This is a genomic window from Sulfitobacter alexandrii (genome assembly GCF_001886735.1).
GTDB lineage: Bacteria > Pseudomonadota > Alphaproteobacteria > Rhodobacterales > Rhodobacteraceae > Sulfitobacter > Sulfitobacter alexandrii.
Window position 1 is genome coordinate 12,987 of sequence record NZ_CP018076.1, and the last position, 23,973, is coordinate 36,959.

23 protein-coding genes are annotated in these 23,973 nt (G+C 61.1%); 15 read left to right on the plus strand and 8 right to left on the minus strand.

The genetic code is table 11. The annotated features are described in order from the left end of the window. The first annotated feature begins 88 nt into the window (after positions 1–88). Positions 89–934, plus strand: coding sequence for a formate/nitrite transporter family protein (locus tag BOO69_RS00060; RefSeq protein ID WP_071969174.1), 846 nt, complete (start codon positions 89–91; stop codon positions 932–934). 3 nt (positions 935–937) lie between these two features. Further along, entirely contained in the window at positions 938–1,870 is a 933-nt protein-coding gene (locus BOO69_RS00065) for a YihY/virulence factor BrkB family protein (protein ID WP_071969176.1), read from the plus strand. Between the two features lie 16 nt (positions 1,871–1,886). Here BOO69_RS00065 and BOO69_RS00070 read toward each other — a convergent pair whose 3' ends face one another. Continuing rightward, a complete protein-coding gene (locus tag BOO69_RS00070) occupies positions 1,887–2,615 on the minus strand; it encodes a Crp/Fnr family transcriptional regulator (protein ID WP_071969177.1) in 729 nt (242 codons plus the stop codon). 88 nt (positions 2,616–2,703) lie between these two features. On the opposite strand from BOO69_RS00070, the gene BOO69_RS22895 reads away from it, so the two are divergent. After that, a complete protein-coding gene (locus BOO69_RS22895; RefSeq protein WP_156874825.1) occupies positions 2,704–3,090 on the plus strand; it encodes a hypothetical protein in 387 nt (128 codons plus the stop codon). On the opposite strand, the gene BOO69_RS00080 is transcribed toward BOO69_RS22895, so the two are convergent. The 3 genes from BOO69_RS00080 to BOO69_RS00090 all read right to left on the minus strand — a co-directional run bounded on the left by BOO69_RS00080 (position 3,035) and on the right by BOO69_RS00090 (position 4,685). Then, on the minus strand, positions 3,035–3,400 hold the full coding sequence (locus tag BOO69_RS00080; protein WP_071969181.1) for a hypothetical protein: 366 nt from the start codon (positions 3,398–3,400) through the stop codon (positions 3,035–3,037). The genes BOO69_RS22895 and BOO69_RS00080 overlap by 56 nt on opposite strands. Next, on the minus strand, positions 3,400–3,735 hold the full coding sequence (locus BOO69_RS00085) for an ElaB/YgaM/YqjD family protein (RefSeq protein WP_237267524.1): 336 nt from the start codon (positions 3,733–3,735) through the stop codon (positions 3,400–3,402). Before BOO69_RS00085 ends, BOO69_RS00080 begins: the two co-directional genes overlap by 1 nt. 140 nt (positions 3,736–3,875) lie before the next feature. Continuing rightward, positions 3,876–4,685, minus strand: coding sequence for a response regulator (locus BOO69_RS00090; RefSeq protein ID WP_071969183.1), 810 nt, complete (start codon positions 4,683–4,685; stop codon positions 3,876–3,878). A gap of 107 nt (positions 4,686–4,792) precedes the next feature. Between BOO69_RS00090 and BOO69_RS00095 the strand changes: the two genes are divergently transcribed. The 4 genes from BOO69_RS00095 to BOO69_RS22900 all read left to right on the plus strand — a co-directional run bounded on the left by BOO69_RS00095 (position 4,793) and on the right by BOO69_RS22900 (position 7,471). Beyond that, positions 4,793–4,957 carry a NepR family anti-sigma factor gene (locus BOO69_RS00095; protein ID WP_172839472.1) on the plus strand — a complete coding sequence of 55 codons (165 nt, stop codon included), beginning with the start codon at positions 4,793–4,795 and terminating at the stop codon, positions 4,955–4,957. Next, positions 4,950–5,507 (plus strand): RNA polymerase sigma factor, encoded by a 558-nt coding sequence (locus BOO69_RS00100; protein WP_071969185.1) that lies wholly within the window; start codon positions 4,950–4,952, stop codon positions 5,505–5,507. The genes BOO69_RS00095 and BOO69_RS00100 overlap by 8 nt, the downstream gene beginning before the upstream one ends. A gap of 2 nt (positions 5,508–5,509) precedes the next feature. Next, complete coding sequence (locus tag BOO69_RS00105; protein WP_071969187.1) at positions 5,510–7,228, plus strand: sensor histidine kinase; 1,719 nt, start codon at positions 5,510–5,512, stop codon at positions 7,226–7,228. Between the two features lie 105 nt (positions 7,229–7,333). Then, complete coding sequence (locus BOO69_RS22900) at positions 7,334–7,471, plus strand: hypothetical protein (protein ID WP_156874826.1); 138 nt, start codon at positions 7,334–7,336, stop codon at positions 7,469–7,471. Between the two features lie 72 nt (positions 7,472–7,543). On the opposite strand, the gene BOO69_RS00110 is transcribed toward BOO69_RS22900, so the two are convergent. Continuing rightward, positions 7,544–8,095 (minus strand): cupin domain-containing protein, encoded by a 552-nt coding sequence (locus BOO69_RS00110; protein WP_071969189.1) that lies wholly within the window; start codon positions 8,093–8,095, stop codon positions 7,544–7,546. Between the two features lie 298 nt (positions 8,096–8,393). Here BOO69_RS00110 and gabT point away from each other — a divergent pair, with 298 nt between their 5' ends. Then, complete coding sequence (gabT, locus tag BOO69_RS00115; protein WP_071973557.1) at positions 8,394–9,671, plus strand: 4-aminobutyrate--2-oxoglutarate transaminase; 1,278 nt, start codon at positions 8,394–8,396, stop codon at positions 9,669–9,671. Between the two features lie 161 nt (positions 9,672–9,832). Here the strand turns inward: gabT and BOO69_RS00120 are convergent, their stop codons facing one another. Both BOO69_RS00120 and BOO69_RS22905 read right to left on the minus strand, forming a co-directional pair. After that, on the minus strand, positions 9,833–11,449 hold the full coding sequence (locus tag BOO69_RS00120; protein ID WP_071973558.1) for an FMN-binding glutamate synthase family protein: 1,617 nt from the start codon (positions 11,447–11,449) through the stop codon (positions 9,833–9,835). Then, positions 11,449–11,661, minus strand: coding sequence for a hypothetical protein (locus BOO69_RS22905; RefSeq protein ID WP_156874827.1), 213 nt, complete (start codon positions 11,659–11,661; stop codon positions 11,449–11,451). Before BOO69_RS22905 ends, BOO69_RS00120 begins: the two co-directional genes overlap by 1 nt. A 179-nt stretch (positions 11,662–11,840) precedes the next feature. On the opposite strand from BOO69_RS22905, the gene BOO69_RS00125 reads away from it, so the two are divergent. The 7 genes from BOO69_RS00125 to BOO69_RS00155 all read left to right on the plus strand — a co-directional run bounded on the left by BOO69_RS00125 (position 11,841) and on the right by BOO69_RS00155 (position 23,318). Next, a complete protein-coding gene (locus BOO69_RS00125) occupies positions 11,841–12,800 on the plus strand; it encodes a TAXI family TRAP transporter solute-binding subunit (RefSeq protein WP_071969191.1) in 960 nt (319 codons plus the stop codon). 118 nt (positions 12,801–12,918) lie between these two features. After that, on the plus strand, positions 12,919–15,672 hold the full coding sequence (locus tag BOO69_RS00130) for a TRAP transporter permease (protein WP_071969193.1): 2,754 nt from the start codon (positions 12,919–12,921) through the stop codon (positions 15,670–15,672). A gap of 163 nt (positions 15,673–15,835) precedes the next feature. Further along, complete coding sequence (locus BOO69_RS00135; RefSeq protein ID WP_071969195.1) at positions 15,836–16,948, plus strand: carbon-nitrogen hydrolase family protein; 1,113 nt, start codon at positions 15,836–15,838, stop codon at positions 16,946–16,948. Between the two features lie 75 nt (positions 16,949–17,023). Beyond that, entirely contained in the window at positions 17,024–19,762 is a 2,739-nt protein-coding gene (locus tag BOO69_RS00140; RefSeq protein ID WP_071969198.1) for an aminotransferase class I/II-fold pyridoxal phosphate-dependent enzyme, read from the plus strand. A 14-nt stretch (positions 19,763–19,776) separates the two neighbouring features. Continuing rightward, entirely contained in the window at positions 19,777–21,237 is a 1,461-nt protein-coding gene (locus BOO69_RS00145; protein WP_156874969.1) for a biotin carboxylase, read from the plus strand. 21 nt (positions 21,238–21,258) lie between these two features. After that, positions 21,259–22,230 carry a C45 family autoproteolytic acyltransferase/hydolase gene (locus BOO69_RS00150; RefSeq protein ID WP_071969202.1) on the plus strand — a complete coding sequence of 324 codons (972 nt, stop codon included), beginning with the start codon at positions 21,259–21,261 and terminating at the stop codon, positions 22,228–22,230. Further along, positions 22,227–23,318 (plus strand): CaiB/BaiF CoA transferase family protein, encoded by a 1,092-nt coding sequence (locus tag BOO69_RS00155; RefSeq protein ID WP_071969204.1) that lies wholly within the window; start codon positions 22,227–22,229, stop codon positions 23,316–23,318. The genes BOO69_RS00150 and BOO69_RS00155 overlap by 4 nt, the downstream gene beginning before the upstream one ends. A 48-nt stretch (positions 23,319–23,366) precedes the next feature. Here the strand turns inward: BOO69_RS00155 and BOO69_RS00160 are convergent, their stop codons facing one another. Beyond that, entirely contained in the window at positions 23,367–23,927 is a 561-nt protein-coding gene (locus BOO69_RS00160; protein ID WP_071969206.1) for a type 1 glutamine amidotransferase domain-containing protein, read from the minus strand. Positions 23,928–23,973: the final 46 nt, after the last annotated feature.

Here is a 23,973-nt window from a genome sequence, read left to right on the forward strand (position 1 = left end):
GTGCAAGCCCGCTAATTCCCTTAGCGGCCTGTTCGGACTGTACAATCGCGCTATTTCCCGCTGGAACGCCCTTGATAGGAAGATTGAGATGGCACCCCTGATCCAACGGCACCGCCACCAGGAGAATGTCGAAGAAGCCGCGGAAGAGAAATCCGTCAACGAAGCCGCGGCGCTTTCGCCGCGCATGATCTACGAAGTCATCCGGCGCGATGGTGAAGAGGAACTGGCCCGCACCAAGCGGTCGCTGATCTGGTCAGGCATCGCTGCAGGAATGTTGATCAGCCTGTCCGTTCTGGGGGAAGCGATCTTTCGCGCGCATCTGCCCGATACATCCTGGCGCCCCCTGCTGGAGAACCTGGGCTATTCCCTGGGTTTCCTCGCGGTGATCATGGGCCGGATGCAGCTTTTTACGGAAAACACGATCACCACGGTTCTGCCGATCATGCAGGAGCGGTCGGTATATTCGTTGCTGTCGATGACACGTCTCTGGATCATCGTGCTGACCGCCAACGTCGTCGGCGCGTTCGCGGCGGCGGCGCTCTTTGAATTCACGTCGGCGATACCGGAAGAAACGTTTGCCGCGATCATATCCTTGTCGGAACATGCGACCGGCATGGGGGCCTCGCAGAGTTTCTGGCGCGCGATCCCGGCAGGTGTGATCGTGGCGCTGATTGTCTGGATGCTGCCGCAGGCCGACGAAGCTGCTTTTTTCCTGATCCTGACGTTCACCTGGCTGATCGCCGCCGGGGATTTCACCCATATCGTCGCGGGGTCGGTGGAGATGGCCGTGCTGCTGATGCGGGGCGACTTGCCCATCATGCAGGCCATCTTCGGGTTTTTCCTGCCCGTCCTGGCGGGTAACATCATCGGCGGTACGATCATTTTTTCCCTTGTTGCATGGGGACAGGTACGCGACGACGTCGAGGAAGGATAATTCATGGAAGTGTCAGACCCGCCAAGTAAAACCCGCCTCTATTGGGATGCTTTCAAGGCGAGTCTGACGCAGATCGCGGAGAATGACGTTTCCCTGATCTCGGCCGGGGTCGCATTCTTTGCGATGCTGTCGCTGTTCCCGGCACTGGCTGCGTTGATTGCCGTGCTCGGCATGATCTCGGACGCGGCCGTGGTCCTGCCGCAACTCGAGAAGATGCGCGGTTTCCTTCCGAACGACGTCTACGAGATCATCAGCGTTCAGGTCACTTCGCTCATCACCGCCCGGACGGAAACGCTCGGTTGGGCCGGTGTGCTTTCCCTGTTCTTCGCGCTTTGGTCCGCACGGGCAGGCGTGGGGGCGATGATGATCGGTCTCAATAAGGTCTACAAGCAGCGTAACAGGAATACCGCCTGGCATTACCTCAGGGCGCTGATGCTGACCGTGATGCTGGTCCTGGTCGGGATCGTCGCGTTGCTGACGCTCGTGGTGGCACCTGTGTTGCTGGCTTTCTTCCCCCTTGGTCCGTTCGGCACCCTTGCGGTGGAGGTGCTGCGCTGGGTCATCGCCATTGTCGTTCTCTTCGCGGGCGTGGGCGTGCTTTACCGTTTCGGTCCCAACCGCAAGGCCGCGAGGTTGCCGTGGCTTTCTCCCGGCGCGGTATTGGCGGTCCTTCTCTGGGCGATCCTGTCGGTCGGGTTCTCGTACTACGTCGCGAACTTCGGGAACTACAATCAGGTATACGGGTCGATCGGTGCCGTCATCGCGATGCTGATCTGGCTCTGGATTTCAAGTTTTCTTGTCCTGTTCGGCGCTTCGTTGAATGCGCAGATCGAACTTCGAACGGCTAGCGACACGACCGTAGGTCGACCCCGCCCAATGGGTCAGCGCGGAGCTGTCGTCGCTGACGAAATGGTCGAAGTCCCTGAAAGTAGTTAACCTTTAGGATGTCAGATTACATAAGCGGGCGCGGTCGCAACGTGTCCCACGACGTCATGCCAAGTTCGGCAAGCGCGTCAGGCTGCATCACGTGCAACGTGCCGCTGGACCAGGAAACAAGCTGCGCCTCGCGTAACTTTGCCAAGGTCTTGTTGGTGTGGACAAGGGACAGGCCAAGCGCGTCGGCAAGATCCCGCTGGGTATAGGGCAGCTTCATCTGGTTGTTCTCGACCAGACCAAGCGCGTCGCCCCGCTGGAACACCTTGATCAGCGCCCAGGCGAGGGCTTGGGTGGCGGTGCGCTGGCCCAGTGTTGCGACGGTTTCCCCGAGAAAATGTTCTTCGATCGCCGCGAGCCAGGTAATGTCGAACGCCCTGCCGGGATGGGATTTGAAGAAGCTCCAGAACTCCGAACGATCGAATACGCACAGTTTCATCCTCGTCCGTGCCTCTACGGAATGGCCCATCTTCCCCATTAAACCAGCCTGCAAGCCTACGAAATCACCGGGAAAAACAAAGCTGATGACCTGACGTTCGCCGTTTTCGAGCATCTTGTCGCGAATGCCCATGCCTGACAAGACAGTGAAAAGCTGCGGTGCGTTGGACCCTTCCATCAGGATCGGCGTGCCGGGGTCGATCGTCAGTTCGCCGGCCTTGAATTTCTGCATGAAGTCAACTTCGTCGGAAGACAAATCAATGAACAGGTCCCGTTGTCGAAGGGGGCAGTTCCTACACTTTGTGGCCATTTGATCAGCACCTTCATATGTCGTAGTTTAATGCAGCCGAGCCGGCGCTGTAGTATGCGATGATTTTTCAACCTGAAGTCGGAGTGTCATGGTTTACCTCATTTACGAGCAGGATCCCTTTGTCCGAGCAGACATTTGCGAAGCTCTCTCAGCCGAGTTTCCGGACAAGACGATCGTCGAGACCGAAAGTCTGGAGAGCCTTGAGAAAGGGCTCTCCGACTTTTCGCATCGTCTTGCCGATGTGAACGTTGTCTTCGTCACCTCCACGGACAATGCCGTGGAGGACAGCCGGTTTATCGCGGAAATGCCCCCGATAGGTCGGCTCGTTCTCGTCGCTGACGAAAGGATCGTTGATACTCAGGCAAATCCGAACCCGGTATACATCTCGAAACCTTTCAGCACCCATGGCCTGATGGCTGCTATCCGCGACGGCCGGTCCGACCGGCCTGCATCCCCGTCACAAACGCCAAGATGAGTTGCTGAAGGGTGCTTTGAATATCCGCACCTTTCTGCTTCTCATATTCGATCTTTTCCAGCTCCCGCTTCGCAGACCGTCTCTTGGCTGACAACACAGCCAAAACCACGAAGCCTGCGCCAACGTAGATTGCGCCGATCACCAAGGCGGCCATCAGCGCACCCGAGACGGTCACGAGATAGATCCAGAGAGCAGCGGTAAGAAAACCCAGGCCGACCGCAAGCAGAAGGGACGCGCCCAGACCAAGCGCGGCAGTCTGCGCGGTCTGGGCGGCTTTTACCTGTGCTTTCTGCGCGAGGTGATCAAACATTAACGGCGCGCCGTCAGCAGACCGATCAGAAAGCCGGCACCGGCTGCGATACCGATAGCGGTACCCGGCTGCGTACGGATGAAGTCTTCAGCCTGCTTGTGGGTTTCCTTCGCGCGCTCCTGTGCTGCGGCGCTGAATTCAGACGCTTTCTGCTGGGCGGTGTCACGGGCCGCCGAAGCCTTGGACTGGCTGTAGGTGCTGACGGTGGACGTCAGGGCAGCGATGTCGTCCTTGAGGACCTGAAGTTGCAGGGACAGGTCGTCGACAGTCACCTTTCCTGCCTTGCCGATTTCGTCAGCTGCCTTGGTGGGCATTGCTTTGGTCACGTTCGACATGTCGTTCTCCTTCATCAAATTGTGATCGATTGTCGGCGGCACAACGTATTTCGCCAGCAAATGTTCCAAGGCAAGAAAAAGCCCCGCGCGATTGGCGGGGCTTGATCGGTCAGAACGGCGAAAGGCCGGACAGCCTGATGTCAGGCATTCAGGGTTTCCGTGGATGAGAAGAACATCGCCTGCGAAACCGAAGAAACCACCTGCTCGACCGTATATGGCTTGGAGATCAGGAACGCCGGTTCGGGCTTGTCTCCTGTCAGCAGGCGCTCGGGGAAAGCCGTGATGAAGATCACCGGCCGTGTCCCGAGCTCGGTCAGGATGTCGTTCACCGCATCGATGCCCGAAGAATTGTCAGCCAGCTGGATGTCAGCCAGAATGAGGTCGGGAACGTCCTTGCGGCCAAGCGCCACAGCCTCGTCGCGGGTCCGGGCGACGCCGGTGATCCTGTGTCCCATCTCGGCAACGATGCTTTCGATGTCCATGGCGATGATGGCCTCGTCCTCGATGATCATGACAGAGCCGGTGGCGCTGTCGGCCATCTCGCGACGGGCGATGTCGACCAGTTCCTCGGCTTCCTGCTGCTCGACACCGATGATCGTTGCGATGGAAGAGAACGAGAAGCCTTCGATCGTGTGCAGAAGAAGTGCCTCACGCGAGTTGTTCGTCAGCGCGGCGAGCCGCACTTGCGCCTTCGCACGCGCCCCGCTTTCGCCTTCTTCGATCGGTGCGCCGGCGCTTGCCCATATGCCGTAGAGAACCTTGAACAGGCCGGTACGCACGTCGGTACCGTCCAGAACCGAGCGATCGGCAAGGATCGCCTCCAATGCCGCAGCGGCGAACATGTCGCCGCTTTGTTGGCTGCCGGTCATTGCGCGGGAAAACCTGCGCAGGTACGGAATGTTTTCTCCCAATTCATCACTGATGCTGCGTGGCTCATTGGCATCACTCATTTCGGCAGTCCTTTATTTGATAATTCTTGGAACCAAACGCGCTTTACGCTGGTTAAGTTCCAGTGTGGGTGCAAATTATAGAAAACAAAGGCCGAAGAACCAGAGGTATGTTTGTGAATTCTGACAAGAACGAGGACCGCGAGAGCGTTATCGACGAAAATCTCAAGAAGGTTTTCAACGAAACGCTCGAAGAGGGAATCCCGGATCGGTTCAAGGACTTGCTGAGCAAGCTCAAACAACAAGAGTCTCAGAGCGGTTCCGACAATGGCTGAGAAATCGCCCCGCGACGAGCTGGTGGATCACCTTCCGGCCATGCGCGCCTTTGCCATCAGTTTGACGCGAAACGGGTCCCTTGCCGACGACATGGTACAGGACACGCTGGTCAAGGCCTGGACGAACATCGAGAAGTTCGAGCCCGGCACAAACATGCGTGCGTGGTTGTTCACCATTCTTCGCAACACCTACTATTCATCCCGCCGCAAGTCGAAGCGCGAGGTGGCCGACGTCGATGGCGTTTTCACCGAAGGATTGGCCGAGAAGCCTGCGCACGATGGCCACATGCAGATGAACGATTTCCGCAAGGCGCTTGGCAAGCTCAAGGTGGAACAGCGTGAGGCGCTGCTGCTGATTGGTGCGTCCGGATTCTCTTACGAAGAAGCTGCCGACATGTGCGGTGTGGCTGTCGGCACCATCAAGAGCAGGGTCAACCGTGCACGCGCCCAACTGGCCGAACTGATGGAGCACGGGGAAAACGACTCTCTCGAGATGACGGACGACGCGACCATGTCCGTGATCTCTTCGTCCAAGGTTGCAAGTTTCTAGCCATGACTTCCGGGTTCTTTTCCGGTGGGCTGCTCAAGGGATTGGCGGTCAGGGTTCTTTTCTTCCTGTCCCTCGCTCTCATGCCCATCGGAATGATCGCCATCGTGCAGACCTGGGAGATATCGAGCCAGAACCAGACCAGCGCGGAGCTGTCTTTGCTTGCCGTGACCGAGCAGGCCTCTTCGGCTGAAAGACGGGTGTTGCAGGAGGCTTTCGGCGCGGTCGAAGTCCTGAGCGCGCTGGTCCGTCTGTACCTCGACGATCCCGAAGAATGCAGCCAGGTTCTGAAAGAATATCGCGATGTCACCCGGAACTACGAAGTCGTCGGGTACGTCGGTCTGGACGGGTTGATGGAATGTTCTTCCGCCGGGGGAACAGTGGACCTCAGCGAACGGAACTGGTTTCGGTCAGCGCTCGAGCATCCGGTCCGGGCAGCCTATGCGGTGCGTCGGGGAGCGGTTTCCGGCAAGTCGGTGACAGTCGTTCAGGCCCCCGTCCGGGAGAATGACGAACTGATCGGTTTCATGGCGATCTCCATTCCCCCCTCGCTGATCGAAACGGAGGAGGAGCCGCCCCTTTCCCTGACGCCGCTGGCCATGGTCACCTTCAATGCGGACGGCGACATTCTGACGTCCGAGCGCGGTATGGACCTTTCCGGCGTGGAGATGCCGGAGAATATTTCGCTGTCGGTTTTCGCCGGGAACGAGACAAAGGTGTTCTTTGCCGAAAACACGGAATCCGTCACCCGCGCCTATGCGGTGCTGCCGATCGTACCGGATGCCGTCTACGCGATGAGCGCCTGGCCCGAGGATACGCCGTTCCTTCAGGTGGATCTGACAACGCGTCTCAGCACGCTTCTGCCGGTCGCGATGTGGGCCGCCAGCCTCGTGGTGGCATTCTGGGCACTGAACCGCCTTGCCATCCGGCATATCCGGAAACTGGGTCGGCAGATGCGGCGCTTTGCCCTGAGCCGGACCCTGCCGCGCGACACCCTTGCGCCATCGATCCCGACCGAACTGGCCGAGATGGAGACAGCCTTCGTCGCGATGGCGGAATCCATCCTGCGCGACGAAGCGACGCTGGAAGACAGTCTGCGCGAAAAGAACATCCTGCTGAAGGAAGTGCACCACCGTGTGAAGAACAACCTGCAGCTCATCTCGTCCATCATGAACATGCAGATCCGGCAGGCCAAGAGCGAAGACGCGCGGTTCGTCCTGCGCCGCCTGCAGGAAAGGATCCTGAGCCTAGCCACGGTACACAAGAACCTGTACCAGGATGACAATCTGGTCCGTGTGGATGCCAAAGTTCTGCTGGAAGAAGTCGTCGGGCAGCTTTTGAAGGTCGGGCTCGGCCCAAAGGCGCATGTGAAGGTTACTCAGAGCTTCGAGCGGATCAGCATCGATGCGGACGACGCCGCTCCGTTGACCCTGCTGACCTCGGAAGCGATCACGAACGCTCTGAAGTACATTCCCCAGTCCTCGCCCGATGCGCACCTCGATGCATCCCTTCGCCAGATCGACACCGAACTCGCGCAGCTTACGGTCAGCAATACGGTCAGTGGAGATACCGCGGAAACCGGCACCGGGCTGGGTTCCCGGCTGATCGAGGCATTTGCGCGTCAGTTGAACGGACACGTCGAGATCGAGAGCACGGAAACCGTTTACGCGCTCAAGGTGACCTTCCACGTCCCGAAGACGGCAAAACAGACCTACGACTACTGAGCGGCGGGTAACTGTGGCCCTGCGGCAACATGGCGCGCCCAACCGGGAACCATTCATGCTGCAGCGCAGTTTGACCGGTGAACGAAGCTACTGAAAGGGCGACGCATGAATGCCGATCTGTTCCTTGGTGGCTTGGCCGTACTAACCCTTGCAGCGATCATAATCGTTGCGATGACTTCCGGCGGCAGCAAGAACCGCGAATTCGAAGTCAAGCATGACCGCAAAGGCTCTGCGCGAAAATAGGCTCGGTCGACTGACCACCAATCGAGAGACGAGAAACGGCGTGGCAGGTGCTGCGCCGTTTCTTTCATGTCCTCAGAAACTGGGCGGTGTGCAGGCGCTGACCACTTCGCACACGTCTTTTCCGATGTTCCTGAACCGGTGGGGCAAGGTACTGTCGAAGATGTAACCATCGCCGACCCGAAGCACGGAGGTATGACCATCGACGGTCACCTCTATAGCTCCCTTCACCACGATCCCGGCTTCCTCGCCCTGATGGGACAGAAACTCCGGGCCCGTATCGGCGCCGGGCGGATAGGTTTCGTGCAGCACCTGAAGCGCGTGGTTCTCTATGTTGCCGAGTTGCCGAAGCGATACCTGCCCCGGTGCGGCGGGCGCAACTTCGGTAAAGTCCTGCGCCGTGTAGAAGTATTTCGGAGCCTCGCGGTCCTCCAGCGTGGAAAAGAATTCGGCCATGCTGATCGGGATCGCGTCCAGCAGGCTCTTCAGGGACGCGACCGAAGGGCTGGTCCTGTTCATTTCGATCAGTGAAATCGTCCCGTTGGTCAGGCCCGCACGCGCTGCGAGTTCCCGTTGCGACAGGCCACGCTGCTTGCGAATGGTTTTTAGTCTTTGCCCGATGTCCAAGAAAGGATCCTTACGCTGCTTGCATTTCCGTCAGCAAGATCCGGCTGAGCCGGCGTTGGCAATGCCATAAACCGCGACTTCGGCATTGACAATTATATTAAACGGAAGGATAGCAATTTTTAAACGCCACTCCGCGCGTCATGAACCGAAAGGATGCTGTTCAATGTCCGAAACCGCCAAAAAATCGCGTCGCAAGGCTGCACCCACGAAGACCACCAAGGCCGCCGCATCGGCACAGGCCGTGGTCAAGAACATCGTTTCGGCTGCCGTGGCCGGCGCCGATGTCACCAACGCGCAGATGATTGAACGCCGCAACGCCGCCGTCGCGCGCGGCGTGGCGTCGGCCGCGCCGATCTACGCGCAGTATGCCGAGAACGCCGAACTCTGGGACGTCGAAGGCAACCGTTACATCGATTTCGTCGGCGGGATCGGCGTGCTGAACACCGGCCACCGTCATCCCAAGGTCGTCGCCGCGGCGAAGGCACAGGAAGACCATTACACGCACACCTCGTTCCAGGTCGTTCCCTATGGTCCCTACATCGAACTTGCGGAAAAGCTGAACGCGCTGGCCCCCGGCGATGCGCCCAAGAAAACGCTTCTGGTCACGACCGGGGCAGAGGCCGTGGAAAACGCGGTTAAGATCGCACGTGCCGCGACTGGCCGTCCGGGTGTGATTGCCTTTACCGGAGGGTACCACGGCCGCACGCTGCTGACCCTCGGCATGACCGGCAAGGTCAGCCCCTACAAGAAGGGTGTGGGCCCGTTCCCCGCGGATGTCTTCCGCGCGCCGTTTCCCTCCGTGCGTGACGGAATCACCGTCGACGACGCGATCACCGGCCTCAAGAACCTGTTCCTGACCGATGCGGAACCCTCCCGCGTGGCGGCGATCATCATCGAGCCCGTGTTGGGCGAGGGCGGCTATACCCCGGTTCCCTTCGAGATGATGCAGCAACTGCGCGACATCTGCGATGAACATGGCATTCTGCTGATCGCCGATGAAGTTCAGGCGGGCTTTGGCCGCACGGGCACATGGTTCGCTGTCGAACATTCCGGCGTGGTTCCGGACCTGATCACCGTCGCGAAGTCCATGGCCGGTGGTTATCCGCTGGCCGGCGTGATCGGCCGCGCCGACGTGATGGACGCGATGGATCCCGGTGGCCTTGGCGGGACCTACGGCGGCAACCCGGTCGCATGCGCCGCGGCGCTGGCCGCGATCGAGGCGATCGAGGAAGAAGGCCTGCTGGCCCGTTCCACCGCAATGGGCGAGACCCTCAAGGCGAGGTTCAGCGAGATCGGCGCGCGGTCCGCACCCTACCGGTTCTGGGACGTGCGCGGACTTGGCGCGATGGTCGCGGTCGAGTTCGTCACAGACTTCGACACCGCCAAGCCGGACGCCGATTTGACGAAGCGGGTGATCGCGCATGCGCTCAAGCGCGGGCTGCTGCTGCTGAGCTGTGGCATGCACGGGAACGCCGTTCGCGTCATGGTGCCGTTGACCGCTTCCGATGCCGTGGTCGAGGAGGGTCTGTCCATCTTCGAAGCGGCCGTGCAGGCCGCCGTCGCCGAAGAGGCCTGAGCCGCCTCAGGCACGCCGCCACTCATTTGACTGACAGAGGCCGCCGGTTATCCGGCGGCCTCTTTGCATGAACGGGAACAACGTGTTTTGCGTGGCAAAATTACAGAAGGCCCGGCGATCGAAACGACCCGACCCGCCGCACGAGTATGGCTGTCCAGCGATCAGTCGACCGGCGCGAAACTCTCGGCGCGGGCACGGTCCCACCTCGTCTTGTCGCCGTGATAATCGGGCGCATCGGGGTCCAGCAGGAAACCTTCCGGCAGGTAGCCGTAGGCCTGGCTTCCTTCCGCCATGCTCTTGTCCCCCTGTCGCAGCATCAGGTGTCTGGGCAGAAACTCGCTCGGGTGCTTCAGCCCGGCGGCACCCGTCATCTCTGCAAGCGCCTCCATCGTGTTGCGGTGAAAGCGGGCGACCCGCTTGCTCTTGTGCGAGACGTCAAGCGCGCGCATCCGCGTCTTGTCCTGCGTGGCGACACCCACCGGGCAATGGTTGGTGTGGCAGGCCTGGGCCTGGATGCATCCGATGGCGAACATGAAGCCGCGCGCCGAATTGCACCAGTCGGCACCCAGCGCCAGCGCCCTTGCGATGTCGAAGGCCGACACCACCTTGCCCGCCGCGCCGATCCTTATCTGATCGCGCAAACCGGCCCCGCGCAGCGTATTGTGGACAAAGGTCAGCCCCTCGACCATGGGCATCCCGACGTGGTTGGAAAACTCGACAGGGGCCGCCCCGGTGCCGCCTTCTCCCCCATCCACGACGATGAAATCCGGCACGATCCCGGTTTCCAGCATCGCCTTTACAATGCACATGAACTCGCGCCGGTGCCCGATGCAGAGCTTGAAGCCCACGGGCTTTCCCCCGGACAGATCGCGCAATTGCTGCAGGAACTCCATCATCTCGATCGGCGTCTGGAAGGCGGAATGCGCCGCGGGCGACACGCAGTCCTTTCCCATCGGCACGCCCCTTGCCTCGGCAATCTCCGGTGTGATCTTGGACGCGGGCAGCATCCCGCCGTGGCCCGGCTTGGCACCCTGGCTGAGTTTCAGCTCGATCATCTTGACCTGATCGAGCGATGCCGTTTCCTTGAACTTGGCCGGATCGAATGTGCCGTCGGGCGCCCGGCTGCCGAAATATCCCGATGCAAGCTGGTAGATCAGGTCGCCACCGCCCGCCTTGTGATAGCGGCTGACAGATCCTTCGCCGGTGTCATGCGCGAAATTGCCCATCTTTGCCCCGGTGTTCAGCGCCTGAATCGCGTTCGCGGAAAGCGACCCGAAGCTCATGGCTGAAATATTGTAGATCGAAGCCGAATAGTGCTGCTTGCACGCGTTGCCGCCGATGGTGATGCGGAAATCGAAATCCTCGATGTGCACGGGCTGGATAGAGTGCGTCACCCATGAATATCCCGCATCGTAAACCCGCTGGCGCGTCCCGAAAGGCCGCGCATCTTCCTGCCCCTTGGCCCGCTGGTAAACCAAGGACCGGTCGTCCCGGCTGAACGGTTCTTCATCCTGATCCGATTCAATGAGGTACTGCCGAATTTCCGGGCGCACCCCTTCGAAGATGAAGCGCATATGCCCCAGCACCGGGTAATTCCGCAGGATGCTGTGACGTGTCTGGAGCAGATCGAAGATCCCCAAGAGGGTGAGGGCGACAAAGAACGCGAGGGGAACGGCAAGCCACAACGACCACGTCACCGTGAGAACCAGGCAGACGATGGCGAGGGCGGCGACACCTGCAAAAGTGGCAAATCTGGAATAGGCTGAAAAATATGGCATCATTGGCAAACCCCGAGTGTATTTGTCCGGCATGCCAAGAGTTTGACCGGATTGCAACGTGGTGCAAGTTCCAGGCCTCGGGAAGCCTGATCAGCGGCAGGAATTGCCCGCCCGATCAGCGCGCCTTTACGTGGATTCTTCTGAAAAGTAAAGTCAAAACAGGGATTTGGGCCTGTGGCATTTTCTGGGTCAAAGCTTGCTTGATCACTCATTCAAAGCTGCCTAACGTGGAATCAGAATCCGTTAATTTGCGCCGAACCCTATCGTGGGCGTGAACCGGACGAAGGCAAACGAACGCGACCGGCATCTGCCTCGAGCCGCGATATTTGCCGAAACGGTAGGGCATCCGCCTGTCGATGGCGGGCGCCGAAACAAGAAATGGGAGACACCTATGAAAATGTTCAAGATGATTGCGCTTGCTGGCGCCATGGCGGCCGGTACTGCTGCAACGGCACAAGAGAAGTTCATCACCATCGGTACCGGCGGCCAGACCGGCGTCTACTTTGTCGTCGGCCAGTCCATCTGCCGACTGGTCAACCGCGGCACTGCCGAGCACAACCTGAAGTGCACGGCGCCGTCCACCGGCGGTTCCATCGCCAACATCAATGCGATCAAGGCGGGCGACATGGACATGGGCGTGGCCCAGTCCGACTGGCAGTTCCACGCCTACAACGGGACGTCACAGTTCGAGGGTGACAAGTTCGACAAGCTGCGCGCCGTGTTTTCCGTGCACGGCGAACCATTCAACGTGATCGCCCGCAACGACAGCGGCATCAAGAGCTTCGATGACCTGAAGGGCAAGCGCGTCAACATCGGCAACCCGGGCTCGGGCCAGCGCGCCACCATGGAAGTCGTCATGAACGCAAAAGGCTGGACGCTGGATGACTTCGCGCTCGCTTCCGAGCTGAAGCCGGCGGAGCAGGCCGCAGCGCTGGGCGACAACAAGGTCGATGCGATCATCTACACCGTGGGCCATCCCAACGGTTCGATCCAGGAAGCGGTGTCGACCATCGATGCCAGCCTCGTTCCCGTAGAAGGCCCCGAGATCGACAAGCTGATCGATGAAAATCCCTATTACGCCGCGGCCACCGTGCCGGGCGGCATGTACAAGGGTACGGACAGCGACGTGAGCACGTTCGGCGTCAAGGCGACCTTTGTCACCTCCGCCGATGTGGATGACGAGGTCGTCTATCAGGTGGTCAAGGCTGTGTTCGACAACTTCGACCGTTTCAAGCGCCTGCATCCGGCCTTTGAGAACCTGACCGAGGAAGCGATGATTTCCGAAGGCCTGTCCGCGCCGCTGCATGACGGTGCCGCCAAGTACTACAAGGAGCGTGGCTGGATCGAATAATCCAGACGATCTAACGCTTTGCTTTGACCGGCGGCGGTGCAAATCGCCACCGGTCGGCCCCGAGGGCCAAATAACAAGGCATCCGCGAGAATCCGGAGCCCAGACAGGGACGTCTTAGATGACCAACAAAGATCAGCAGCAGGCCGCCGCGGTGGAAGCCGCCGCAGATGGCCGGGGTGGATTGAGCCAGACCGAACTCGACGAACTTGTCGCGTCTTCGGATACCGGGGGCCGATCGGTCAGCGGTCCGGTTGGGCTTCTGCTGATGCTCGTGGCCTTGGCGTGGTCGTTGTTCCAGCTCTACATCGCGTCGCCTTTCGGGCTCTTCAACGACACGTTGGCGCGGTCGATCCACCTTGGTTTCGCCGTCTTCCTGGGCATCATGGCCTTTCCGGCAGCACGCACGCCTTTCCAGCTGGCGCTGGGCATCGTTGTTCCGCTCGCGTTGGCTGCGCTCTTCATGATCGCGGCAAAGGACAGTATCGCCATCTGGTGGATCCCGCTGCCCGCGATCGCGGTCGCCGCCACGGTTCTCCTTGGCTCGCCCAAGGATCATGTGCCGGTGTGGGAGTGGATTCTGGCCATCGCCGGCGCGCTGTCCGCGCTTTACCTTTTCCTGTTTTACCGCGAGATCGCGAACCGGGTCGGGGCACCGATCATGCAGGATTATGTGGTGGCGGTGATCGGCATGCTGATCCTGTTGGAGGCGACCCGCCGCGCGCTGGGGCCCGCCCTGATGATCGTGGCGTCGATTTTCCTGCTCTATACCGTGCTGGGCCCGCAGATGCCGGGGATCATCGCCCACAAGGGCAACAGCCTGTCGGAAATCGTGAACCACCAGTGGATCACAACCGAAGGCGTGTTCGGCATCGCCCTGGGCGTATCCACCTCCTTCGTGTTCCTTTTCGTCCTGTTCGGGTCCCTGCTGGACCGTGCGGGTGCCGGTAACTACTTCATTCAGGTCGCGTTCAGCCTGATGGGGCACATGAAGGGCGGCCCGGCCAAGGCAGCCGTCGTCGCCTCCGCCATGACCGGGCTGATCTCGGGGTCGTCCATCGCCAACGTCGTGACGACCGGAACATTCACCATCCCGTTGATGAAGAAGGTCGGTTTCAGTTCTGAAAAGGCCGGCGCGGTCGAGGTCGCCTCCTCTGTAAACGGCCAGATCATGCCGCCCGTCATGGGCGCCGCGGCCTTCCTGATGGTCGAGTATGTGGGCATTCCGTATTTCGACGTGGTCAAGCATGCATTCCTGCCTGCCGTGATCTCCTACATCGCGCTGGTCTATATCGTGCACCTCGAAGCACTGAAGGCCGGCATGCAGGGACTGCCCCGCGCCTACACCCCCAAGCCGCTGGTCCAGCGCCTGGTCGGCATCGCATTCGCCATCATCGCGATCTGCGTCCTGTCCTTTGTCGTCTACTATGGCATGGGCTGGATCCGCCCCGCGTTCCCAGAAACGGCGGGATACATCATCTTCGTCTTCCTCACCATCGTCTACGTCGCGCTGCTGTACGTGGCGAGCAAGGAAGAACCGCTGAAGATGGACGACCCCAACGACGAGGTCACATCGTTGCCCCTGCCGGGTCCGACCGCACGCTCGGGGCTGCATTTCATCCTGCCGGTCGTCGTTCTGGTCTGGGCGCTGATGGTGGACCGCCTGTCGCCGGGTCTATCGGCCTTCTGGGCGTCGGCCTACATGATCTTCATCCTGCTGACCCAACGACCGCTGATGGCGATCTTCCGTGGCGAAAGCAGGCTGGCCACCGACATCAAGGACGGCTTCATGGACCTGATCGATGGCCTCGTGACGGGAGCCCGCAACATGATCGGCATCGGCATCGCCACGGCAACCGCCGGTATCATCGTGGGCGCGGTAAGCCAGACCGGTGTCGGTTCCGCCCTCGCCGATGTGGTGGAGGTCCTGTCGGGCGGCAACATCCTGGCCATCCTCGCGCTGACGGCGGTGCTTTCCCTGATACTGGGGATGGGGCTGCCCACCACGGCGAACTACATCGTGGTGTCCGCGCTTCTCGCGCCCGTCATCGTGACGCTGGGCCAGCAGAACGGCCTGATCGTTCCGCTGATCGCGGTACACCTCTTCGTGTTCTATTTCGGGATCATGGCGGACGTCACGCCGCCCGTGGGCCTCGCGTCCTTTGCCGCCGCGGCCGTGTCGGGCGGCGACCCGATCAAGACCGGTGTCGTGGCCTTCTTCTACTCCCTGCGGACCGCGGCTCTGCCGTTCCTTTTCATCTTCAACACCGAGCTGCTGCTGATCAACGTGGGCTGGGCACAGGGGATATTCGTCTTCGTCATCGCGACGGTGGCCATGCTGCTTTTCGCGGCGGCGACACAGGGCTGGTTCCTTGCCAAGAACCGCTTCTACGAGACGATCGCCCTGCTGCTGGTGGCCTTCACCCTCTTCCGGCCGGGGTTCTGGATGGACATGGTCGCACCCCCCTACGATGAGGTCGCGCCAACCGAAATCCAGCAGGCCGCAGCGGACACACCTGCGGGAGACGACCTGCGCATCCGGGTGGCCGGTGTCAACGATCTGGGCGACCCGATCGAATTCGTCGCGATCCTGCCGATCGGCGAAGGGGCTACCGGCGAGGAAAAGCTCGAGAACGCGGGCCTGCTGTTCCGCGAGGACGGCGACCGGATGATCATCGACGACGTCGGGTTCGACACGCCGGCGCAGAACGCCGGTCTGGACTGGGATCAGGAGGTGCTGCGGGTGCTCAAACCGGTGCCGCAACCGACAAAGTACCTGATGTTCATCCCGGCCTTGCTCCTGCTGGCGCTGGTGGTCTTCCTGCAACGGGGCCGCGCCGCGCGCGGCGCCCGCAGCAAGCCACAGGCGGCCTGACCGTCATCTCGGCGCAACGGTCATACTTGTCCGGCTGGGCCGCGGGCAACAGGGGCAACTTCCCCTGTTTCCCTCCCGCCTGCATGGGCGTAAGGAACGTGGGAACCGGTGTTTCCAAGGGCGCCTCCCAGCCCGCGCACCGCCTTTCACGGAGTGACAAGTTATGACCCCTTTCGCAATCGCCGGCGTTCAGATGTACGTCAACGCGCTGCAGTCGAATGTCGATGGCATGATCCAGCGGCTCGACATCCTGATGGCGCGATTCCCCTGGACCCAGATGGTCCTGTTTTCCGAGCTTGCCCCTTTCGGCCCGCTGGACCGCTATGCGCTGCCGCCCGAGAACGAAACGATCGTCAAGTTTCAGGAGGCGGCGCAGAAGCATCGCGTCTGGCTGATCCCCGGATCCATGTTCCTCAAGGATCCGCAGGACGGTCGTGTCTACAACACGTCGGTGGTGATCAACCCCGAGGGCGAGGTGATCCGCCGCTACGCCAAGATGTTCCCGTTCCGGCCCTACGAGACGGGCGTGGCCGCAGGTACGGAGTTCTGCGTGTTCGATGTGCCGGACGTGGGCCGCTTTGGTCTGTCGATCTGCTATGACATCTGGTTCCCCGAAACCACCCGGCAACTGACCAGCCAGGGGGTGGAGGTGCTGCTGCACCCGGTGCTCACGGGCACGACGGATCGCGATGCCGAGCTGGCGATCGCACGGGCGACCGCCGCGCAGTTCCAGTGCTACATCTTCGACGTGAACGGCCTGGGCGCCGGAGGCGTGGGCAAATCCTGCGTCGTCGATCCGACCTCGATGGTGCTGCACCAGTCCGCCGGACAAGAGGACATGTTCCCGATCGAGGTGGACCTGAGCATGGTGCGTCGGCAGCGCGAGACGGGCATGAAGGGGCTTGGCCAGGTGCTGAAGTCCTTTCGCGACCGATCGACCGACTTCTCGGTCTATGACCGGGTCAGCGGCACGGACGCCTACCTGCACACCCTTGGACCGCTCGAAATCCCGCACCAGGGGTCGCGGGCGGGACTGCACGTGGACGTGCCCGCGCAACGCGTCCCGGATGCACCGACCTTCAAGGGGCAGGACTCCATGTCCGCCTTCTCGCATACGCCGGGCGGGTTCGCTCCGGAACCGATGCCGAACCCGACCGCCGGAACCGCCAACGATCCGAATGAAACCCAAGCCCCCGCCGAAGTCGCCGGGGGCGTACCTAACCCGCCTGTCAAACCCGGCGTCCTGACCGGGTCCGAAGAAACATCCAGCGGCTGATCCGCCGAACGTTTGCCCCGGCGTCAAGCGCCGGGGCGGAATTGCGTTGGTGACCCCGCTTCAACGGAGAGTACAATGCATTCCTTGAACGACTATTCCTCGGCGATCCAGTTGCGTTCCGACCGTTGGAGCGCATTGAGAGAAGCCACCACGGCCCTGACGCGCAACCCCAAAGCGGGCGAACGCAGCAAGCTGGCCAAGACCGCGCAAGAGCTTTTCAATTCCCTCGCGATGATCGAGCCTTACTGGGCGTTTCCGGGCATGTCCGCCTTCGTGCACATGCGCCGCCAGCTTGAGCACGAAAAGTTCGAGGACGTGGCGTTCGCCGTGAACCGGGTGACGCGGGCACTGACAACCGGCGCGTACCGCCGGCGCCATATCCCGCTGGAGCGGGACAGCATCGACCAGGATGAACACGACGACGAGGCCATGCTGCCGCCCGAGGCGCGGGCCTTGACCAAGCCCTATTTCGAGGTGCTGATCGTCGATGACGTGAACGAGCATCAGGAACGCTGGCTGAAGTCGAACATGTCCCGCATGCGCCGGAGCGAAGATCCGTTCATCTACGAGGCCGTGGTCGTTCCCAGCATCGAGGACGCCTTGATCGCCGTCATGTTCAACCACAATATCCAGGCGATCGTGGTGCGACCGGGGCTGTCGTTGCGATCTTCCATGGATCTCCAGATTCTCACCCGCTACCTCGCGCGCGCCGGGGGCCGGGAAGAGATCGGTGCGCTCACGCCCGAGGTCTACGGTCCGGAGCTTTGCCGCATGATCGCCAAGGTGCGGCCCGAACTGGACGCCTACCTTGTGACCGAACGGTCGGTCGAAGATATCGCCGGCCTGGACCTGGGGATTTGCCGCAGGGTCTTCTACAATCAGGAAGACTTCATGGAACTGCACCTCAATATCTTGAGAGGTGTGCAGTCCCGAAACAAGTCGCCCTTCTTCACGGCGCTGGTGGAATACTCCAAGCAGCCGACCGGCGTTTTCCATGCCATGCCGATCAGCCGGGGGAAATCCATCTCGCGATCCCACTGGATCCAGGACATGGGCGCCTTCTACGGTCCGAACATCTTTCTGGCGGAGACGTCGGCAACGTCAGGGGGTCTGGACAGCCTGCTCGAGCCGCACGGACCGATCAAGGAAGCGCAGGAACTGGCGGCCCGTGCCTTCGGCGCGAAACAGACCTTCTTTGCCACCAACGGCACGTCCACCTGCAACAAGATCGTGGTTCAGGCGCTGATCAAGCCGGGCGACATCGTGCTGGTGGACCGTGATTGTCACAAATCCCACCACTACGGCATGGTGCTGGCCGGGGCCCAGGTCTGCTATCTCGACAGTTATCCGCTCAACAAGTACTCGATGTATGGCGCGGTACCGCTGCACGACATCAAGAAGCAGCTCTTGGACCTCAAGGCGGCGGGCAAGCTGGACAAGGTGCGCATGCTGCTCCTGACCAACTGTACTTTCGACGGGCTGGTCTACAACGTCGAGCGGGTCATGGAAGAATGTCTGGCGATCAAGCCCGACCTGATCTTTCTCTGGGACGAGGCGTGGTTCGCCTTTGCCCGGTTCAGCCCGACCTACCGTCAGCGCACCGCCATGAACGCGGCGAATTCCCTGCGCGAGAAGTTGCGCTCAGACGCGCACATTGAGCGGTACGAAGCCCAACAGGCCGAGTTGAAGGACGCGGACAGGGACAAAATGCTGGAGACCCGGTTGCTGCCACCGCCCGATGCACGGGTACGGGCATACGCGACGCAATCGACCCACAAGACCCTCACGTCCCTCAGGCAGGGGTCGATGATCCACGTCAACGATCAGGACTTCAAGGGCGAGGTCGAACAGTCCTTCCACGAAGCCTACATGACGCATACCTCGACCTCTCCCAACTACCAGATCATCGCTTCGCTCGATGTCGGCCGTCGCCAGGTCGAACTGGAAGGCTTCGAGTTCGTGCAGCGTCAGGTCGAGGCGGCGATGTCCATGCGACGGGCGATCTCCGAACATCCGCTGCTGTCGAAATATTTCAAGATCCTGACGGCGGGCGACATGATACCCGAGGCACACCGGGAAAGCGGCGTTACCAGTTATTTCGATACCCAGCAGGGCTGGACCGACATGTGGGACTGCTGGGAGAACGACGAGTTCGCGCTGGACCCGACGCGGGTCACGCTGGCTGTCGGCGGAACCGGCTGGGACGGCGACACTTTCAAGACCGAAATCCTGATGGACCGTTACGGCATCCAGATCAACAAGACCTCGCGGAATACGGTCCTTTTCATGACCAACATCGGGACGACGCGGTCATCGGTCGCCTACCTGATCGAGGTTTTGGTGGAAATCGCCAAGAGCCTGGATGAACGCCTTGACGACGCCAGCCGGATGGAGCGGCTGTCATTCGACAAGCGGGTCTCGAACCTGATGGAGCATTATCCGCCCTTGCCGGATTTCAGCCGTTTCCACGACGCGTTCCGCGCGGCGCAGGACACGCCGGAAGGGGACATCCGCACGGCCTACTATCTCAGCTACGACGATGAGAATTGCGACTATCTGGAACTGAACGGATCGCTCAAGGAAGCGATGAAAGAAGGCAAGACACTGGTTTCCGCCAGTTTCATCATCCCCTATCCGCCCGGCTTTCCGATCCTCGTGCCGGGGCAGGTAATTTCCGAGGAAATTCTCGATTTCATGCGGGCCTTGGATGTCAGCGAAATTCATGGCTACCGGCCAGACCTTGGCCTGCGCGTATTTACCCAAAAGGCATTGGATGGCGTCAGCGCCAGTCGGCCTGCCTCAACTTCGGACTAAGGAAAAGGACCAACATCATGGCTACCGTTCTCAAGAATATCTCTGAAATCCGTCGGTTCTTTCACCGGAACGAGGACCCGATCTATTTCATCTCCGCGACCAACTTCAACCTTCTGGGTCTCGATGAGTGGGTGAAGAACTTCAAGTACATCTGCTATATCGACTGCTACGGCGGCAAGCATCCCAACGTTTTCTGCCCGTCCGAGCAGCCCCATGCGGAATTCCAGTCCATCGAGGACATCAACAATTACCTGCTGCAGCACAAGGAAGTCATCGACTTCATCAAGCGTCGCGGCGGCAAGCCAAAGTTCGTGTTCCTCATGTTCGACGAGGAAACCGAACGCCTGTCGAAAGAGCTGGGCGCAACGGTCTGGTTCCCCAAGGCAAAGCTGCGCCAGAACATGGACAACAAGATCGAGACCGTTCGCATCGGCAACAAGGCCGGTGTGCCCTCGGTGCCCAACGCGCTTTCCGAGGTGAAGGACTACGAGCACCTCAAGAAGATCTGCGACAAGGAAAACCTCGGCCACGATCTGGTGCTGCAATCGGCTTATGGCGACAGTGGGCACACGACGTTCTTCATCAAGAACGAGGCCGATTTCCGCCGCCACGAAAGCGAGATCGTGGGGCAGGGCGAGATCAAGATCATGAAGCGGATCGACTGCCGCGGCTCGGCGATCGAGGCCTGCGCGACGCGCGAGGGCACGATCGTCGGCCCGCTCATGACCGAGCTTGTCGGCTTCAAGGAGCTGACGCCCTATCGCGGCGGCTGGTGCGGGAACGAGATTCTCGCCACCGCCTTCCCGCCCAAGGTGCGGGAGAAGGCGCGCGACCTGACCTTCAAGTTTGGGGAGCAGCTGCGCAAGGAAGGCTACCGCGGCTATTTCGAACTCGATTTCCTGATCGACAAGAAGACGGGCGATCTTTGGCTGGGCGAACTGAACCCCCGGATTACCGGGGCGTCCTCGATGACCAACCACGCGGCGTTCGCACACGCGGATGCGCCGCTGTTCCTGTTCCACCTGCTGGAATTCTCGAAGAAGAAATTCGATCTGGACGTGGACGAGTTGAACAGCCGCTGGGCCGACCCCGAGATGATCGACGGCTGGTCGCAGATGGTCATCAAGCACACCGAGGACAGCGTGGACATCTGTACCACCGCACCGGAGACCGGCATCTACAAGATGCTCGAGGATGGCCGGGTCGTGTTCGACCGGTTCGACTATCACCGCCGCGCCGTCGAATCCGAGAATGAAGCATTCTTTCTGCGCATCCTGCAGCCGGGAGACTATCGGTACGAGGGCGCGGACATCGGGATCCTTGTGACCCGTGGCCGTTCGATGACGAAAAGTTTCCAGTTGAACGAGCGTGCCAAAAAGTGGATTCATGGCATCAAGAGCGGCGTGGACGGAAAACCGTTGCCGACCGCCCAGGCCGGTCCGGAACTATCGGACCCGGCGTTCAAGATTCTCTGAGGTCTCTCCCGAAAGGCTGCGATGTACTGGCGCGCACTTGATATCGAATTGCCCGGTCCGAAATGGTCCGGGCTTTTCGCCGAGTACTGGCCGGATTATCGCAGGTGGTGGCTGAAGGAAGGCGCTGCCGCCCGCCCGACCTATGCCGAGTGCCGCCGCGCCCTGTCCGAGCATATGCCGGAACTCCTGCCGCTTTACGACGACCTGTGCGCGCTTGCCGGGGGCGGCGACAATGCGGCGCGGTTCCTCAGCTTCTACAATCCGCCGCCGTACCTGTCGGGGTGTTCGCAAGCGATCTGGGCCGGAAAGGAACCGGTCATGGTGCGCAACTACGATTACAATCCCAACGCCTTCGATCAGTTGGTTCTTCGCACCAACTGGCAGGGGCGGCGCGTGATGGGAACGTCCGACGGGCTGTGGGGGCTCGTCGACGGAGTGAATGATGCCGGACTGGCGATCTCGCTGACGTTCGGCGGTCGCCGGATCGTCGGCGAGGGGTTTGGCGTACCGCTGATCCTGCGATACGTTCTGCAGACCTGCACGACGACGGAAGAGGCGACGGCGGTGCTGGCCCGCGTTCCGACGCACATGAGCTACAACGTCACCGTACTGGACCGGAAGCGCAAGTATGCGACCGCGATGATGGGGCCGGACCGCGACACGCTGATCACGCGGGCGGCGGTTGCCACGAACCATCAGGAAAACGTCGAATGGGTCAGCCATGCCCGTTTCACCGCCACGGTGGAGCGTGAGAGGTTCCTGTTGCAGCGTCTGCGTCTGCACAAGGATCCCGAGGAAAAGTTCATCAACGCATTTCTCAAGCCGCCGCTCTATTCGACCGCATTCAACGCGGGGTTCGGGACGCTTTACACGGCGGTGTATCGGCCCCGAAAGCGCGAGATGGAGCTGCGCTGGCCCGGCACCACATGGGCGCTTTCGCTCGCGGATTTCGCCGAAGGCGCGCGAGAAGTGCTCGTGCCCGGTGCGGCGTGAAGGGGCCGCTCGCCTCCCTGAAGGTGGTGGAGTTCGCGGGCCTTGGCCCCGGTCCACTTGCCGGGCAGCTGCTGGCTGATCTCGGCGCGCAGGTGATCAGCGTGGACAGGGCCGAGAGACCCGCGGATCCGACAGATGTGAACCGGCGGGGCAAGCTGTCCGTCGTTCTCGATCTGAAGTCCCCGGAAGGACTGGCCGACGCCAAGGCGCTGGTGTCTGCCAGCGATGTTCTGATCGAAGGCTTCCGTCCCGGCGTGATGGAGCGGCTGGGACTGGGCCCGGAGAATTGCCCGGAATCGCTGATCTACGCCCGTATGACCGGTTGGGGGCAATCGGGACCATGGGCGCAGACGGCCGGGCATGACATCAACTACCTGTCGTTGACCGGCGCGCTTCACGCGATGGGAGAGCCGGGCAGGCCACCCGTGCCACCGCTGAACCTGGTGGCGGATTACGGCGGCGGCACGATGTTCCTTGTCTTCGGCATGCTTGCTGCGGTCATCGAAAGAGGCGTGTCCGGCAAGGGCCAGGTCGTGGACGCCGCCATGGTGGACGGCGTGCCCGCCATGATGGGCCTTGTCCATGGGCTGCTGGCGGCCGGGAAGTGGTCGGAGGATCGCGGAGCGAACCTGCTTGATGGTGGGGCGCCGTTCTACCGGTGCTATGCGTGCTCGGATGGCCGATATGTGGCCGTCGGCGCACTGGAGCCGCAGTTCTACGCCCTGCTCCTGTCAGGCTTGGGCCTTCCCGCTGATCTGGTGGAAACGCAGAACGACCCACGCACATGGCCGGAGCGCACCGGCCAATTCGCTGAAATATTTGCCCGGCGCACCCGTGATGCCTGGGCCGAGGTCTTTGACGGCACCGACGCCTGCGTGACCCCTGTCCTGAGCTTTTCGGAGGCTGCCCAACACAAGCACATGCGGCAACGCCAGTCGATGGTGGATGTCGCGGGCGTGCAGCAATCGAACAAGGCGCCACGCTTCGGCCGCACGAAACCTGATGCGCCGCAATCGCCCCGCGCGCAGGGTGCGGATACTCTTGCCGTTCTTGCCGCGTTGGGCCGTGGAAGTCCGGCAAAGACGTAAAAAGGGCCACCGCTCGATACGGTGGCCCCCCAACTCACTTGTCGCGGTTTAGGCAGCGCGACGCTCGTGCTTGCCTTCTTCCACTTCCTCCACGATCTTCGCAACGAAGGCGTCGAGGTCGTCAGGGTTGCGGCTGGTCACGATGCCCTGATCCGCGACCACCTGGCTGTCTTCCCACAGCGCGCCCGCGTTCTTCATATCGGTCGAGATGGAGTTGTAGGACGTCGCCTTGCGGCCCTTGATGATACCTGCCTCGATGAGCAGCCAAGGCGCATGGCAGACGGCTGCGACAACCTTGCCGGCGTCGGCAAAGGCGCGGATCAGGTCGATCGCATCCTTGTTGACGCGCAGCAGGTCCGGGTTGATCTGCCCGCCGGGCAGGACGATAGCGTCGTATCCTTGAGCGCTTACGTCGGCCAAAGCGAGGTCGGCCGAAACCGTGTTGCCCCAGTCATCGGTGTCCCAGCCCTTGATGTCGTTGCCATCCGGTGTCGCGACATGAACGGTCGCGCCCTTGTCGCGCAGGTCTTTCAAAGGTTTTTCCAGTTCCGACTGTTCAAAACCGTTGGTGGCGAGAATGAGGATCTTTGCTTCAGTAATCTGTGTCATCTGTCGTCTCCTCGACTTCATGAGATTCGACGGTGGAACAAGTGGT